We start from the raw sequence: 13,983 nt of genomic DNA on the forward strand, positions 1-13,983 counted from the left end.
GGCATAATCAAAAAGAAATGCCCCTCGCTGCCATTTCGGAAGCGAGGGGCATTTTTTATCGATCTGCCATACGGGGATATCGACAGATCAATGAAGATCGCTGCTGTTAGCGGCGAATAACCGGGCAACCACGTTCATTGGCGAAAACGACGCGGTCACGGCCGTAGCGGTTGAAACCTGCCACCACGACGCGACGCGGCGAGACATCGACGACGCGGGCGCGGCGGAGACCCATGCGGCCTGCCTTTTCTTCCGCAAGCCAGGACGAGCAGCCGCGATCCGGACGGCCCGGACGACCCCAGCCCGGACGATGGCCAAAACCATCCTGAACCTGAACCCTGAACTGAACATCCGAGCCTGCCGAAGCCGCCGGCGCGGTGACGGAAATTCCACCGAGGGCAATGAGGGCAGCCAGGCCGGCTTTTGCGAAGGTGCTGAACATGAACTCACTCCGTTTGTTTCTGTGCCGACAGGGGAACATCCCCCGGCGATTGACGAGACCTTAGAGCCGCCTGCCTGAATATGAACAGAACCGAATGTTCAGCAGGCGTTCAGAGACATTAACACGGAGCATGGCCATCCGGATCCGTACCTCAGGGTGATATATGCAGCACGATTTCGCGGCGGTGCGGCTGGTCGCGATGTTCAAAAAGATAAAGGCCCTGCCACGTGCCGAGCACGAGCCGGCCCTCGCTGATCGGCACGCCGATGGAAACCGCCGTCAGCGCCGATTTGATGTGGGCGGGCATATCGTCGGGGCCTTCCAGCGTATGAACGATCCAGCGCATGGAAGGATCGCTGGACGGCGGCACGAGACGGGCAAAAAATGTCAGGAGATCGCTTTTGACATCGGGATCGGCGTTTTCCTGAATAAGCAGTGAGCAGGATGTGTGCCGGACGAAGATCGTCAGCAACCCCTCCTCCAGCCCTGCCTGCCTCACCATAGCTTCAGCTTCGGATGTAAACTCGTAGAGGCCCTGTCCGCGGGTTGCGATGGTTATTTTTCTCTGCGGCACATTTTTTCTTTCTGGTAGTCGGAACAAAATCAGCATTTCCGACGTTTTGTGATGTCAAATTGTATCCAGCAACGTTAGGGATACATCAATTAAGCAACGACGGCCTCAAAACCATACAACAAAGAAACCGGTTGATAGTTGCAAAGAACGGGGAAGGGCAGACCTTTAAGAATGATCGATTTTGGCTTCCCCTTCCTTCGGCAAACGGCATTTCTTCATGCACAGGGTGCGAAAGACTGATTCATGGCACCCACTGACTATCATGTCGACCTGACCAATTGCGACCGCGAACCCATTCATATTCCAGGCTATATTCAATCGCATGGCTGTCTCATCGCCTGCGATAACGCCATGCGCATGGTGCTGCGGCATTCGGAAAACTGCCGCGAACTGCTCGGGCTTGACGGCGATCTCAACGGCAGGACGGCCGAGGAGGTGCTCAGCAAAAAGCTCGTCCACGATCTTCGCAACGCGCTGACCGTGACCGGCAGAACCACCCGCCCCGCCATGCTGCCCTCCATGGAAACAAGCGATGGCCGCAGCTTCGATATTTCGCTCCATCGCTACAAATCAACCACCATCATCGAATTCGAGCCCTCGGGCAGCGACACGCAGCCACTCGGCACGGCCCGCAAGATGGTGGACCGCATCCGCGAAGCGGACAGCGTCGAAAGCCTGATCTCCAGAACGACGCGCCTGATAAAGGCGACGCTGGGTTACGACCGGGTGATGATCTACCGTTTCGAGGAAGACGGTGCCGGCAAGGTCGTGTCCGAGGCAAAACAGCCGGAGCTGGAAAGCTTTCTCGGGCAATATTTCCCCGCCAGCGATATTCCGCAGCAGGCCCGCGCACTCTATCTCAAGAACACGCTGCGCATCATCTCCGATGCCAGCGGCACCCGGGTTCCGGTGCTGCCGGCTGTCGATGCCTCCGGCGAGCCGCTCGATCTCTCTTACGCGCATCTGCGCAGCGTCTCACCCATCCATTGCGAATATCTCCGCAATATGGGCGTTGCCGCCTCCATGTCGATTTCTGTGATTGTCGATGGCGCGCTGTGGGGCCTGATCGCCTGCCACCATTATTCTCCGCGTGTGCTGAGCATGCCGGTGCGGATCGCTGCGGAAATGTTCGGGGAATTTTTCTCCATGCATCTGCAGGTTCTGAAGCAGAAGCGCCGGCTCGATACCGTCAACCACGCCCATGCGGCGCTCGACCGCTTTCTGCGGCTTGCCGCCCATCATTCCAATATTGAAGAACTGCTGGTCGACAGTTTTCAGGATTTTGCCGATCTGATGCCCTGCGACGGTGTCGGGCTGTGGGTCGGCAACAACTGGCATGGCCATGGCGCAACACCACCGCATGATGCCATTCCAAGGCTGGCGCGTTTCGTCGCTTCGGCTTCGGAAGGCAGGGTCTGGGCGACGCACGCCCTGTCGCAGGCCATACCGGAAGCGGAGATCTACGCCGGCACCGCAGCCGGAATGCTCGCTATCCCACTCTCGCAGGTCAAGAACGACTATCTCCTGTTTTTCCGCAAGGAGATCGTGCAGAACCTGAACTGGGCCGGAAATCCGGAAAAATCCTATGAAACCGGCCCGATGGGCGACCGCCTCACGCCGCGTAAAAGCTTCGCAATCTGGAAAGAGACCGTCCGCCTGCAGGCGCAGCCCTGGTCGGAAGCCGACCGGGAAATCGCCGAAGCGGCGAGAATTGCGCTTGTCGAGGTGGCATTCCATCACAGCGAGCTGATGGCCGGCGAAAGAGAGCGTGCCGAGGTGCGCCAGCGCATGCTGAACGAGGAGCTCAATCACCGCGTCAAGAATGTTCTCGCCATCATCAAATCGCTGGTCGGCAATCCCTCGCAGGAGGGCAAGACCCTGCAGGAATATGTCACCGCGCTGAAGGGCCGCATCCAGGCGCTGTCCTTTGCCCATGACCAGATCATTCGCGGCGAAGGCGGCGGCGCGCTGCGCGATCTGCTGGAGGCTGAATTGTCGCCCCATCGTTCGCCGGAAACGACGGTAAAGCTTGAAGGCCCCCAGGTCACGCTCGATTCCCGCGCTTTCTCGGTGATGGCGCTGGTTCTGCACGAATTGGCGACGAATGCCGCCAAATATGGCGCGCTTTCGCAAAATGGCGGGCAATTGCATGTGCGCTGGGACATTAACGAGAACAGCGATTGCGAAATATCGTGGCGCGAGACGCTGCTGACCACCTTGCCTGCACCATCGCGCGCCGGTTTCGGCACGGCGCTCATCAGCCGCAGCATTCCCTACGATCTCGGCGGGCGCAGCACGATACGGTATTTGCCGAATGGGCTGGAGGCGGAGATTCTCCTGCCGTACCGCCATGTTTCATCGACCTCGACGGCGTCCGAGACAAAAACCGAGGCGGAAACGCTGCCGCAACCCAGACGTTACAACCGGGAGGAGCCATTGAAAGTATTGCTCGTCGAAGACCAGATGCTGATCGCCATGGATGTCGAGAACATGCTGGAAGATAATGGCATCAAGGCAATCGAAACAGCGACCTCGTCGGCCATGGCGCTTGAGAAGCTGAAAACCTATCTGCCTGACGTCGCCATTCTCGACATCAATCTCGGTTCCGATACCTCGATCCCCGTCGCCCGCGAACTGCATCGCCGCGGCATCCCTTTCCTCTTCGCCACCGGTTATGCGGATGGCAGCATGGTGCCGGATGAGTTCGGCAATGTGCCGGTTATCCGCAAGCCCTATGATGAGGATGCGCTGATGGCAGGCATTGGGGTGTTGGTGGGGGATACGGAGCGGGTATAGCAGGCGTTACCCGTAACGGGTACTCCACATCCTCAGGCTTTCTCCCGAGGATAACGAATGGTGAATCTTGGGACCGGCCGCCTATCCTCACTGAAATTGCGCAAAGCCGCGCTTTTTCGCGTCTTCCGGGCTGACTTCATTCCCGATTTTAAAGCGGAATTCTGTCACGGTGTAATTTTCCAGATCGACTTCGCACTGGAATGAGACATCGTGCCAGCCGTTACCCGTGTTGAACGCACCGCCGGAAGCGTCGATAGAATTGCCGGAAATCCTGCCTCCAGTGTCCGAATAGGGGATCATGCCTCTGGCGGCAAAACCCGCCCCCTGAATTTGAGCCAGAGCTTCAGTACTGCAAAGCTGAACGATGCGGCGACGGGGCGGCAGATCGCCGAACATCTGTCGCCTCTGGGCCGGTGAAAGCATGGAGGAAGACAGCAGATGTTTGGCCGCGGGAAGCTTCGCGGGTTTGCTATCCGCAACCTCCGCAGGCTTTTCCTCCGCCGGCTTGGGCTGTGGCACCGGCGGTTGCTCCGGCTGTTTTTCGTCCTTCACAGGTGAAACCGCGATCTCCCCCTGCTCGGCTGAAGCCTGAAGATCGCTGTTGGCAGCGGGTGGCGCGGGCTTCTCCTCAGCCGCCTTTTCAGGCTCGCTTGCCGGCTCCTCGGAGGTTTCGCTTTTTTCCGCTTCCTCCGTCTTTCCCGGCTTGTCTGCGGGGTCCGCCTGCGTCTCTTCAGGTCGCATGGCGATGGCCGGCAGTGTCGCCTGCGGCTGCGGCGAAGGTTTTACCTCCTCCTTTGGCGGTTCCGGTGGTGGTGGCGGAGGTTGCGGTTTCTCCTCTTTGGCCGCCGCAGCAGGCGGCGGGGCAGCTTCTTCTTTTTTCTCCTCGGGCGGCGGCACGAGTTCGACGTTGACGCTTTCCGGCTCCTGCGGCTCGGCTATCCGTTCCGGCAATTCGAAAAAGAAGAGCGCGACGACGACAAGATGCAGCAACACGGAGACGGGCACAGCCCATCTTCCCCGCCGCCATTTGCCTGCCGAAACCTGTTCCATCTTATCGAACCAAACCGAACCCGCGCATTTTTGAAAATCCGAAATAATGGTTTTCACACATAAGGCTTGTCGCAGAGTTCGCCAGTGCGGGAAACAAAAAACCCGGCCAGCGCTCACTGACCGGGTTCAATTTTGAAGGAAGCGGAAGCTTAGCTGTCGAGGAAGCTGCGCAGCTTTCTCGAGCGGCTCGGGTGCTTCAGCTTGCGCAGCGCCTTGGCTTCGATCTGACGAATACGTTCGCGCGTGACCGAGAACTGCTGGCCAACTTCTTCCAGCGTATGGTCGGTATTCATGCCGATGCCGAAACGCATGCGCAGAACACGTTCCTCACGCGGCGTCAGCGACGCGAGAACCCGGGTGGTCGTCTCACGCAAGTTCGCCTGGATGGCGGCGTCGATCGGCAGCAGCGCATTCTTGTCCTCGATGAAGTCACCCAGATGCGAATCTTCTTCGTCACCCACGGGGGTTTCGAGCGAAATCGGCTCCTTGGCGATCTTCAGAACCTTGCGCACCTTTTCAAGCGGCATGGCCAGCTTCTCGGCCAGCTCTTCCGGGGTCGGCTCGCGGCCGATCTCGTGCAGCATCTGGCGCGAGGTGCGAACGATCTTGTTGATCGTCTCGATCATGTGAACCGGAATACGGATCGTGCGGGCCTGGTCGGCGATCGAACGGGTGATCGCCTGCCTGATCCACCAGGTCGCATAGGTCGAGAACTTGTAACCGCGGCGGTATTCGAACTTGTCCACCGCCTTCATCAGCCCGATATTGCCTTCCTGAATGAGGTCGAGGAACTGCAGACCGCGGTTGGTGTATTTCTTCGCAATCGAGATCACGAGACGCAGGTTGGCTTCGACCATCTCCTTCTTGGCGATACGCGCTTCGCGTTCGCCCTTCTGCACCATCGAGACGATGCGGCGGAATTCGGCAATGGAAATGCCGGTTTCCGTGGAGAGGTTCTGGATTTCCTGACGGATTTCCCGGATCGTGTTGCTTTCCTCGCGGGCGAATTCCTTCCAGCCGCGCGCGGCCAGATTGGCGATCGACTTCATCCAGTTCGGATCGAGTTCCGCACCGTGATATTGCTCGAGGAAGCTATCGCGCTTAACGCCATAGGATTCCGCAAGGCGCAGCAGACGGCCTTCGTTCTGCATCAGCCGCTTGGAAATGTCGTAGAGCTGCTCGACGAGGCTGTCGATACGGTTCTGGTTCAGCGACAACGACTTGACGGCCGTGATAAGCTGATCCTTCAGTTCCTTGTAGCGACGCTCCTGGCCGGAGGACAGGGTGCCGGTGCAGGCGAGACGTGCCTCGACCTGCTGGTCCTGAAGCTTGCGCAGCTTCTTGTAGGTGTCGGCAATGGTGTCGAGCGTTTCCATGACCTGCGGGCGCAGTTCGGCTTCCATCGCGGCAAGCGAAAGATTGGACTCGTCGTCGTCTTCTTCTTCCTCTTCCGGCGGCAGGCCATCACCACCCACGTCAGTTACGTCTTCATCGCCGGTCGGCGCACGCAGTCTGCGGGTCTTTTCCTTCTCTTCGGCGGCCTTGCGGTCAGCCTCGATCTTTTCCGGGCTCTGGAACTGGGGTGCCGCCTTGGCTTCCGGACCGGAATAGGTCGTTTCGAGATCGATGATCTCGCGCAGCAGCGTCGTGCCTTCGTTCAGTTCGTCGCGCCAGATGATCAGCGCCTGGAACGTCAGCGGGCTTTCGCACAGGCCCGAAATCATCGTTTCGCGGCCGGCCTCGATGCGCTTGGCGATGGCGATTTCGCCTTCGCGCGACAGAAGCTCGACGGAACCCATTTCGCGCAGATACATGCGCACCGGATCATCGGTGCGGTCGGTCGGTTCTTTCTTCTTGGCGGTCGCAAGCGCCGTGCCGCCGGACGGCGCCAGTTCGCCGCCTTCGGACTCCTCATTGTCGGAATCGCTGTCGTCTTCGCTCGGCGCGGCTTCCTCGGCATCCTCGTCCTCGATAACGTTGATGCCCATATCGGACAGCATCGCCATCGTGTCTTCGATCTGCTCGGAGGTCACTTCTTCGGACGGCAGGACGGAATTCAACTCGTCCATCGTCACATAGCCGCGCTTCTTGGCGGCCTTGATCATCTTCTTGACCGCGTCATCCGAAAGATCGAGAAGCGGACCGTCCGTCGCACCGTCGCGTTCGTTTTCTGCTTCTTCGTTTTCTTTGACTTTGGTTGCCATCTATCTCGTCGCTTTCCCTGACGCTAACACCTGTTCCGCCGCATCGCCGTCCGCCCCTTGAGCATCCAGCGGTTTGCCGCGAATCACTGTCAGACACCTAACGGAGTGATCTTTAATTGCCGATTAACCACGGCAGCCTCAGGCAGAATGCAAAGACAGTGCACCCGGAAATGCTTGCTCATGCAATTTCTATCCGCCAAGGCTCATTCCACCTTACTTTTCCTGAATTGGTGATTCCCGCTATTTCCCGCCCCGTCAAGCCTTTGGAGGCGAGACAGCCACGGAAATTCTCAAAAAAGGCCGCATTTTGCAGTTATCACCAGACTATCCCCTATTTAGGACGCTTGCCGCAAAAGGCAACCCCACACGTCTTTCAATTCTTGCCGACTGTTCTCAGCCATGGCCGAAGGCCGGCCCCTTCACCCGGCCGGACATGACCCCGAAACCGTCAATAATCGCTTCCTGATTTTCCATGCGGCCGATTTCCAACTGGACTTCGGCAATCGCCCGCACCAAGAGCGTGCCACGCTCGTCATCGGTGGCCTCGGCGATTTCCCGTTCCAGCTCCCGTTTCTGCCAGAGCAGGGATTTCGTCCTCTTATGCAGCGAAAGAGCCTGCACGTAACCTTCGCGCGCATCCTCCATCGCCGCCTGTTCGGTCGCCGTCCACAGGCGGGCATTGCGCACCTGCTGATCCATGACCTTCAAAAGCGCCTCGAAACCCTGCTGCGACAACCGCTCGATCAGCCCTGCCCGCGATATGTCCGCCGCACTCTCGGCCGCGTAGGTCAACACCGTCGACCACAGCCGCTGCAGATCGCGGCTCTCGTAATCGATGGCGGCGATCTCGTCATATTCCTCCAGCAGCAACTCCGGATGGTTGACGATGGTAATAGCCAGAACGCTCTCCCGCAGAGACGGCTTGGTCTGATGACCTCTGACAAGGCCGGATTGCGTCAGCCGGTCGGAAATGCTGCTGGTCGGCGCGGACATCGCCCCACCCCGCCCCGGCGCATTGCGCTGGAAACCGCGACCCGTGCCCTGACCGCCCTCGCGGCGGAAATTCCCGCCCTGCGAGCCGCCCTGCTGGAAACGCGGCTGAAAGAAACCATTCAGCCTGTCGCGCATATCCTGCTGGTAAAAGCGGCGCACCGTCTCGTCGGCAATAACGGCAACGATCTGGCGCAGGCGGCTTTCAAGTTGAGCCCGTTTTTCAGGCGTATCGAAGGTAACACCCGATGTCTCGCGGCTCCAGATCATCGCGGCAAGCGGCTTGGCTTCTGAAAGCACACGGTCGAAGGGCGCGCGCCCCTCTAGCCGCACAAGATCATCCGGATCCTTGCCGTCAGGCAACAGCGCAAAGCTGACCGAGCGATCCGGCTTGATATGCGGCAAGGCAAGATCGGCCGCACGGTTGGCGGCACGAATGCCGGCGCCATCACCATCGAAGCAGAGAACCGGTTGCGGCGACATCTTCCAGAGGAGATCAAGCTGACTTTCGGTCAAAGCCGTACCAAGCGGCGCGACAGCATTTTCGACACCCGCCTGATAAAGCGCGATGACATCCATATAACCTTCCACGGCGATGACAGTGCCGCCGGCCGCCTGCGAGGCGCGTCGTGCACGGGCGAAATTGTAGAGAACATTGCCCTTGTGAAAGAGCTCGGTCTCGTTGGAATTGAGATATTTCGCCACCGCATCCGCTGCCATGGCGCGGCCGCCAAAGGCGATCACCTTTTCCCGTGACGACAGGATCGGGAACATGATGCGGTCGCGGAACCGGTCATAGGAAACCGGCACGTTTTCATGAACCACCAGCCCGCAGGCTTCCATCTGCTCCTTGGACACGCCCTTGCTCGCCAGATGCTCCTTCAGCGCGTTGCGGCTGTCAGGCGCATAACCCAGCCGGAAGGTCTCGATCGTGCGCCCGGTCAGCCCGCGGTCTCGAAGGTAAGCCCGCGCCCGCGCGCCGAGCGCGGTCTGCAACTGATCCTGAAAGAACAGCGTCGCCATTTCCATGACGTCCTGCAGCGAGGTGCGCTCGCGCTCGCGCTTCTCCGCCTGCGGATCGGGCTGCGGCATGGAAATACCGGCCATATCGGCAATCTGCTGGACGGCTTCCGGGAAACTTAAGCCCTCAAGCTTCGTTAGGAAGCGGAAATGATCGCCGGAAACGCCGCAACCGAAACAATGATAGCGACCCTTGCGGTCCTCACAGTGAAAGCTCGGGCTTTTTTCGCCATGGAACGGGCAGCAGGCCCAATAATCCCCGCGCGGCGCATTGGTCTTCTTCTTGTCCCAGGACACACGTCGGCCGATCACATCGGAGATGTTCACGCGGTCGCGTATCTCATCAAGGAAAGAATTGGAAAAGCGCATGGGTTACCTGTTCGAGGCCAGTCTTTCATATAAGCGCATAACAGCCGCAATACAAAACACTCCGCAAAGAATACCCGATATTCACAGGCAGCGTTGACACCAGTGTATATACAGACGAATATACAAGCGTGGCGCATGAGTGCCTGCAAACTGGAAACAGTCTCAGGTGATTCATGGACATCGTGATGAAAGATTTCATCTCCTTTGATTGGGATGGGAACAAGCGGCTTATCAATCTGGCTAAGCACGGTATCGACTTCGAGGATGCAGCGGAGGCGCTGTATGAACCACATATCGAAATACCGTCTGACCAAAACGGAGAGGTCCGCATACGCGCCATTTGCCCGTTCATGGGGCGCCTTATAGCTGTCGTTTACACGATGCGGGGCGATACATGCCGGATCATATCGGCGCGTGCGGCGCGGAAAAATGAGCAACAACTCTATTACGCGAATAACACTGGAAGAAATACGCGCTAAGCGGGCTCGCGGCGAGAAGAGCGAGACCGACTGGGCACGCGTCGATGCCATGACCGATGAGGATATCGACCGCGCCACGCGCGACGATCCGGACTGGGCAGGCTTTGAGGATATCGACTGGTCGAAGGCCCAGGTCGTGTTCCCCACCGCCAAAACATCCATTTCCATCCGTGTCGATCAGGATGTCGTGGATTTTTTCAAATCCACCGGCAAAGGCTATCAAACCCGGATGAATGCGGTTCTGCGCCACTATGTGCATGAGCAGAAGAAACGGCCGGGTTGAAGAAGGAAAGCCGCCATTGCGCCAGCTTCCGGCGAATTTATGGCAGCGCAACATCACCAAAAATTATGTTTTTGTAATTTGAGCGACGCGTTGCGACGATGTAAAAACAAAACACAGTCAAAGGCAGTGTCTGAACATTTTCATACATCTGCCGACACCTGCAGGCACGTCCCCCCCGAAAAGCCTGCGCGGAAGAGCATTTTGATCCGCCGGAATGCATCTTCGTCGGCAGAAAAAAGGCAGGGTAGCCATGGCTACCCTGCCTTTACTTTTTCGGAAGTGGCGAAAGCTACTTCAGCAAATCCTTGACGACGCCGGAGGCCTTCGCAAAGTCGATCTGGCCGGGATAACGCTCTTTCAGCGCATTCATGCACTTGCCCATGTCACGCAAGCCGGATGCGCCGGTCTCGCTGATGACCGCCTGGCAGAGTTCGCGCACCTTTTCTGCCGGGATTTCTTCCGGCATGAATTCCTTGATGATGACGATTTCTTCGCGCTCCTGGGCAGCAAGCTCGGGACGATCGGCACCTTCATAAATGGTGGCGGACTCTTCCCGCTGCTTCACCATCTTGGTCAGGATCTGCATGATATCTTCATCGCTGACCGGGTCCTTGCCCACGCCACGATTGGCGATATCGCGATCCTTGACGGCCGCCTGGATGAGACGCACGGTCGAAGTGCGGCGTGCATCACGGGCCTTCAGCGCATCTTTCAAAGTATTAGCGAACGTGTCGCGCAGCATTTTTCTTCTCCTTGGGAAAGCCCATTCCGCAGCTTCCTGATCGGCAAACTTTCCGCCTTATTTTTCGCAACGACATAAACGAGCAAACACGCTCAAGCAAATCAATTGCATAAGCCCTTGAATCTACGACAGCTTAAATCCGCGTAAATCTTGGGCCTGCGGTTGACCGCTTGGGCTGCTTTCGTTATTTTCCGGCACCTGCACGAGATTTTAACGAAGGGTCGGAACGCGAGCTTTATCGCGCGCCCCTTTATGTCACGAAGCCTGCGACAAAAATGGCCCCTTACCCCCTGCCTTTCAAGAGGCGGGGTGCGAAGCGGCAGAAACGGAACGAGATGACCGAGACAGCGCCCTGGACTACCCGCAAACCGACCGCAATGCTTGTTCTTGCCGATGGCACGGTGATTGAAGGAACAGGCATCGGCGCAACCGGCAAGGTTCAGGCTGAAGTCTGCTTCAACACGGCGCTGACAGGTTACGAGGAAATCCTCACCGACCCTTCCTATCTCGGCCAGATCGTCACCTTCACCTTCCCGCATATCGGCAATGTCGGCACCAATGAGGAAGACATCGAAGACCTGACGCCCGCGGCCCGCCGCGGCGCCGTCGGCGTCATCTTCAAGGCCGACATCACCGATCCGTCAAACTTCCGCGCGGTCAAGCATCTGGATGCATGGCTGAAGGCCCGTGGTGTCATCGGTCTCTGCGGCATCGATACCCGCGCGCTGACAGCCTGGATCCGCGAAAACGGTGCGCCGAACGCGGTCATCGCCCATGACCCGAACGGCGTATTCGACATCGAAGCGCTGAAGGCCGAAGCCAAGGCCTGGAGCGGTCTCGTCGGCCTCGATCTCGCCATCGAAGCGACGTCCGGCCAGTCCTCCACCTGGACCGAAACCCCGTGGGTATGGAACAAGGGTTACGGCACGCTCGGTGAAGCCGATGCGAAGTACCACGTCGTCTGCGTGGATTTCGGCGTCAAGCGCAACATCCTGCGCCTCTTTGCCGGTCTCGATTGCAAGGTGACGGTTGTTCCGGCCCAGACCTCGGCCGAAGACATTCTGGCGCTGAAGCCGGATGGCGTGTTCCTCTCCAACGGTCCGGGAGACCCGGCCGCGACGGGCGAATATGCCGTGCCGGTTATCCAGAACCTGATCAAGAGCGAGCTGCCGATCTTCGGCATCTGCCTCGGCCACCAGATGCTCGGCCTTGCCGTCGGCGCGAAGACCGAAAAGATGCATCAGGGCCATCACGGTGCCAACCACCCGGTCAAGGACTTCACGACGGGCAAGGTAGAAATCGTGTCCATGAACCATGGTTTTGCGGTCGATACCAAGTCGCTGCCCGAGGGCGTCGAGGAAACCCACACATCGCTGTTCGATGGCACCAATTGCGGCCTGCGCATCGTGGGCAAGCCGGTCTTCTCCGTCCAGCACCACCCGGAAGCATCGCCCGGCCCGCAGGACAGCCATTATCTCTTCCGCCGCTTCGTCAACCTGCTGCGCGAAAACAAGGGTGAGGCAGCGCTCGCCGAACGCTGATCCTTTTTAAATCCGGAAGTTACATGCGGCCCGCTTCTTAGCGGGCCGTTTTCATTTCACGCTTCACCAAGAGCACGAAGCGGATGGTCAAAAGAACGGCGGCCGTCGAAAGACCGATAACGAAGCCGAACCAGACGCCGCGCCCGCCAAAGCCGAGCGGAAAGGCCATGGTCCAGGCCAGCGCCAGTCCGATCGGCCAATAGGAAATGAGCGCCAGCATCGCCGGAATGCGTGCATCCTTGAGGCCACGCAGCAAGCCCGCCGTCACGGCCTGAATGCCGTCCACCAGCTGGAAGATACCCGCAATCACCACGAGACTGCTGGCATAGGCTAGAACTTCCGCAGCTTCCGGCAACTTCGGATCGAGGAACCATTTCGCCAGAAATTCCGGTATCGCCGCAAACAGGATGCCGCCGCAAAGGGCGATGCCGCAGGCAATGGCATAAATCATGATCGAGGCGCGGATGAGATTTTTGAAATCCCCCTGCCCCCGCGCCACGCCCACCCGAACCGTGGCCGCCTGGGAAAGCCCAAGCGGAATCATGAAGGCGATGGAGGCGAGCTGCAGGGCAATACCGTGGGCGGCAAGCTGCACCGTGCCGATCTGCCCCATCAGGATCGAAGCGGCGGCAAACAGCGTCACTTCAGCAAGAATGGTGATGCTGATCGGCAGGCCAAGACGCAGCACTTCGAAGAGCGCATGCCAGTCCGGCCGCCAGAAGCGCACGAACAGTTCGTATTTCTTGGTTTCCTCCCGCGTCTGCACATAGGCGACGATGAAGATGAAGCTGAAGGCGTTGACGATAACGGCAACAACGGCTGCGCCATTCATGCCCATGGCGGGCAATCCGAAATGGCCAAACACCAAAGCGTAGGCCATCAGACCATTCATCACCAGCATGATGATGGTGACATAAAGAATGATGCCCGCACGGCCGATGGCGCTGACAAGCCCGCGCAGCACATAAAAAAGCAGTGCCGGCAGGAGGCCGAACTTGGCAATGGCGAGGTAATGGCCAGTCAGTGCCGCAACATTGGGGTTCTGTCCGAGATAGACCAGAATGCGTTCGGCATTGAAGAAGATCGGCAAGGCAAGCAACCAGTAGGCGATCGCCACCCACATGCCCATGCGCAGCGAACGGCGTGCCGATGTTGCATCGCCCTGCCCGTAGGCCTGCGCCACCATCGGCACGACGGCCACGGAAAATCCCGAGCCGAAAATGAACACAACGAAAAAGAACTGCCCGGCCAGCACCATGGCCGCCAGCTTTTCAGCCCCCAGCTGGCCAACGATGACCATGTCAGTGGTATGGATGCCAAGCTGTGCGAGCTGTGCGCCGATAAGCGGAATTCCCAGCACAAGCGTAGCTTTGAAATGCGAAAACCACGACCCCGATCCGGAAGGAACGGTTCCTGCAACAACCGACGAAGACATTGTAATTCACCTGAACCTTGGCCGTTGCCCGCGAATTGCGCAACGGCAGCAGGCTGAT

The 13,983-nt window shown here is 58.6% G+C and carries 11 protein-coding genes; 4 read left to right on the forward strand and 7 right to left on the reverse strand.

Annotation, left to right across the window (positions count from 1 at the left end):
- Window positions 1–106 precede the first annotated feature (106 nt).
- Both O8B93_RS09065 and O8B93_RS09070 read right to left on the reverse strand, forming a co-directional pair.
- Window positions 107–442, reverse strand: a complete 336-nt coding sequence (locus O8B93_RS09065) for a hypothetical protein (protein ID WP_269709483.1) — start codon at window positions 440–442, stop codon at window positions 107–109.
- 151 nt (window positions 443–593) lie between these two features.
- Window positions 594–1,016 (reverse strand): secondary thiamine-phosphate synthase enzyme YjbQ, encoded by a 423-nt coding sequence (locus O8B93_RS09070; RefSeq protein ID WP_269709484.1) that lies wholly within the window; start codon window positions 1,014–1,016, stop codon window positions 594–596.
- 243 nt (window positions 1,017–1,259) lie between these two features.
- Here O8B93_RS09070 and O8B93_RS09075 point away from each other — a divergent pair, with 243 nt between their 5' ends.
- Window positions 1,260–3,812 (forward strand): HWE histidine kinase domain-containing protein, encoded by a 2,553-nt coding sequence (locus tag O8B93_RS09075; RefSeq protein WP_269709485.1) that lies wholly within the window; start codon window positions 1,260–1,262, stop codon window positions 3,810–3,812.
- A gap of 87 nt (window positions 3,813–3,899) precedes the next feature.
- Here O8B93_RS09075 and O8B93_RS09080 read toward each other — a convergent pair whose 3' ends face one another.
- The 3 genes from O8B93_RS09080 to dnaG form a co-directional block, all read right to left on the reverse strand.
- On the reverse strand, window positions 3,900–4,817 hold the full coding sequence (locus tag O8B93_RS09080) for a DUF930 domain-containing protein (protein ID WP_269709486.1): 918 nt from the start codon (window positions 4,815–4,817) through the stop codon (window positions 3,900–3,902).
- A gap of 194 nt (window positions 4,818–5,011) precedes the next feature.
- Window positions 5,012–7,066, reverse strand: coding sequence for an RNA polymerase sigma factor RpoD (gene rpoD, locus O8B93_RS09085; protein WP_269709487.1), 2,055 nt, complete (start codon window positions 7,064–7,066; stop codon window positions 5,012–5,014).
- Between the two features lie 393 nt (window positions 7,067–7,459).
- On the reverse strand, window positions 7,460–9,445 hold the full coding sequence (dnaG, locus tag O8B93_RS09090; RefSeq protein WP_269709488.1) for a DNA primase: 1,986 nt from the start codon (window positions 9,443–9,445) through the stop codon (window positions 7,460–7,462).
- Between the two features lie 185 nt (window positions 9,446–9,630).
- On the opposite strand from dnaG, the gene O8B93_RS09095 reads away from it, so the two are divergent.
- Both O8B93_RS09095 and O8B93_RS09100 read left to right on the forward strand, forming a co-directional pair.
- The gene (locus tag O8B93_RS09095; protein WP_269709489.1) at window positions 9,631–9,924 is read left to right on the forward strand and encodes a BrnT family toxin; all 294 of its coding nucleotides are present in this window, start codon (window positions 9,631–9,633) and stop codon (window positions 9,922–9,924) included.
- Window positions 9,875–10,207, forward strand: a complete 333-nt coding sequence (locus O8B93_RS09100) for a BrnA antitoxin family protein (protein WP_269709490.1) — start codon at window positions 9,875–9,877, stop codon at window positions 10,205–10,207. Before O8B93_RS09095 ends, O8B93_RS09100 begins: the two co-directional genes overlap by 50 nt.
- 289 nt (window positions 10,208–10,496) lie before the next feature.
- Here the strand turns inward: O8B93_RS09100 and O8B93_RS09105 are convergent, their stop codons facing one another.
- Window positions 10,497–10,949, reverse strand: coding sequence for a GatB/YqeY domain-containing protein (locus O8B93_RS09105; RefSeq protein ID WP_269709491.1), 453 nt, complete (start codon window positions 10,947–10,949; stop codon window positions 10,497–10,499).
- A gap of 335 nt (window positions 10,950–11,284) precedes the next feature.
- Between O8B93_RS09105 and carA the strand changes: the two genes are divergently transcribed.
- Window positions 11,285–12,490 (forward strand): glutamine-hydrolyzing carbamoyl-phosphate synthase small subunit, encoded by a 1,206-nt coding sequence (gene carA, locus O8B93_RS09110; protein ID WP_010972111.1) that lies wholly within the window; start codon window positions 11,285–11,287, stop codon window positions 12,488–12,490.
- Window positions 12,491–12,527: 37 nt separating this feature from the next.
- Here carA and O8B93_RS09115 read toward each other — a convergent pair whose 3' ends face one another.
- A complete protein-coding gene (locus O8B93_RS09115; protein ID WP_269709492.1) occupies window positions 12,528–13,925 on the reverse strand; it encodes an MATE family efflux transporter in 1,398 nt (465 codons plus the stop codon).
- Window positions 13,926–13,983: the final 58 nt, after the last annotated feature.

This window comes from Martinezella rhizogenes, from assembly GCF_027460065.1.
Classification (GTDB): domain Bacteria; phylum Pseudomonadota; class Alphaproteobacteria; order Rhizobiales; family Rhizobiaceae; genus Agrobacterium; species Agrobacterium rhizogenes_C.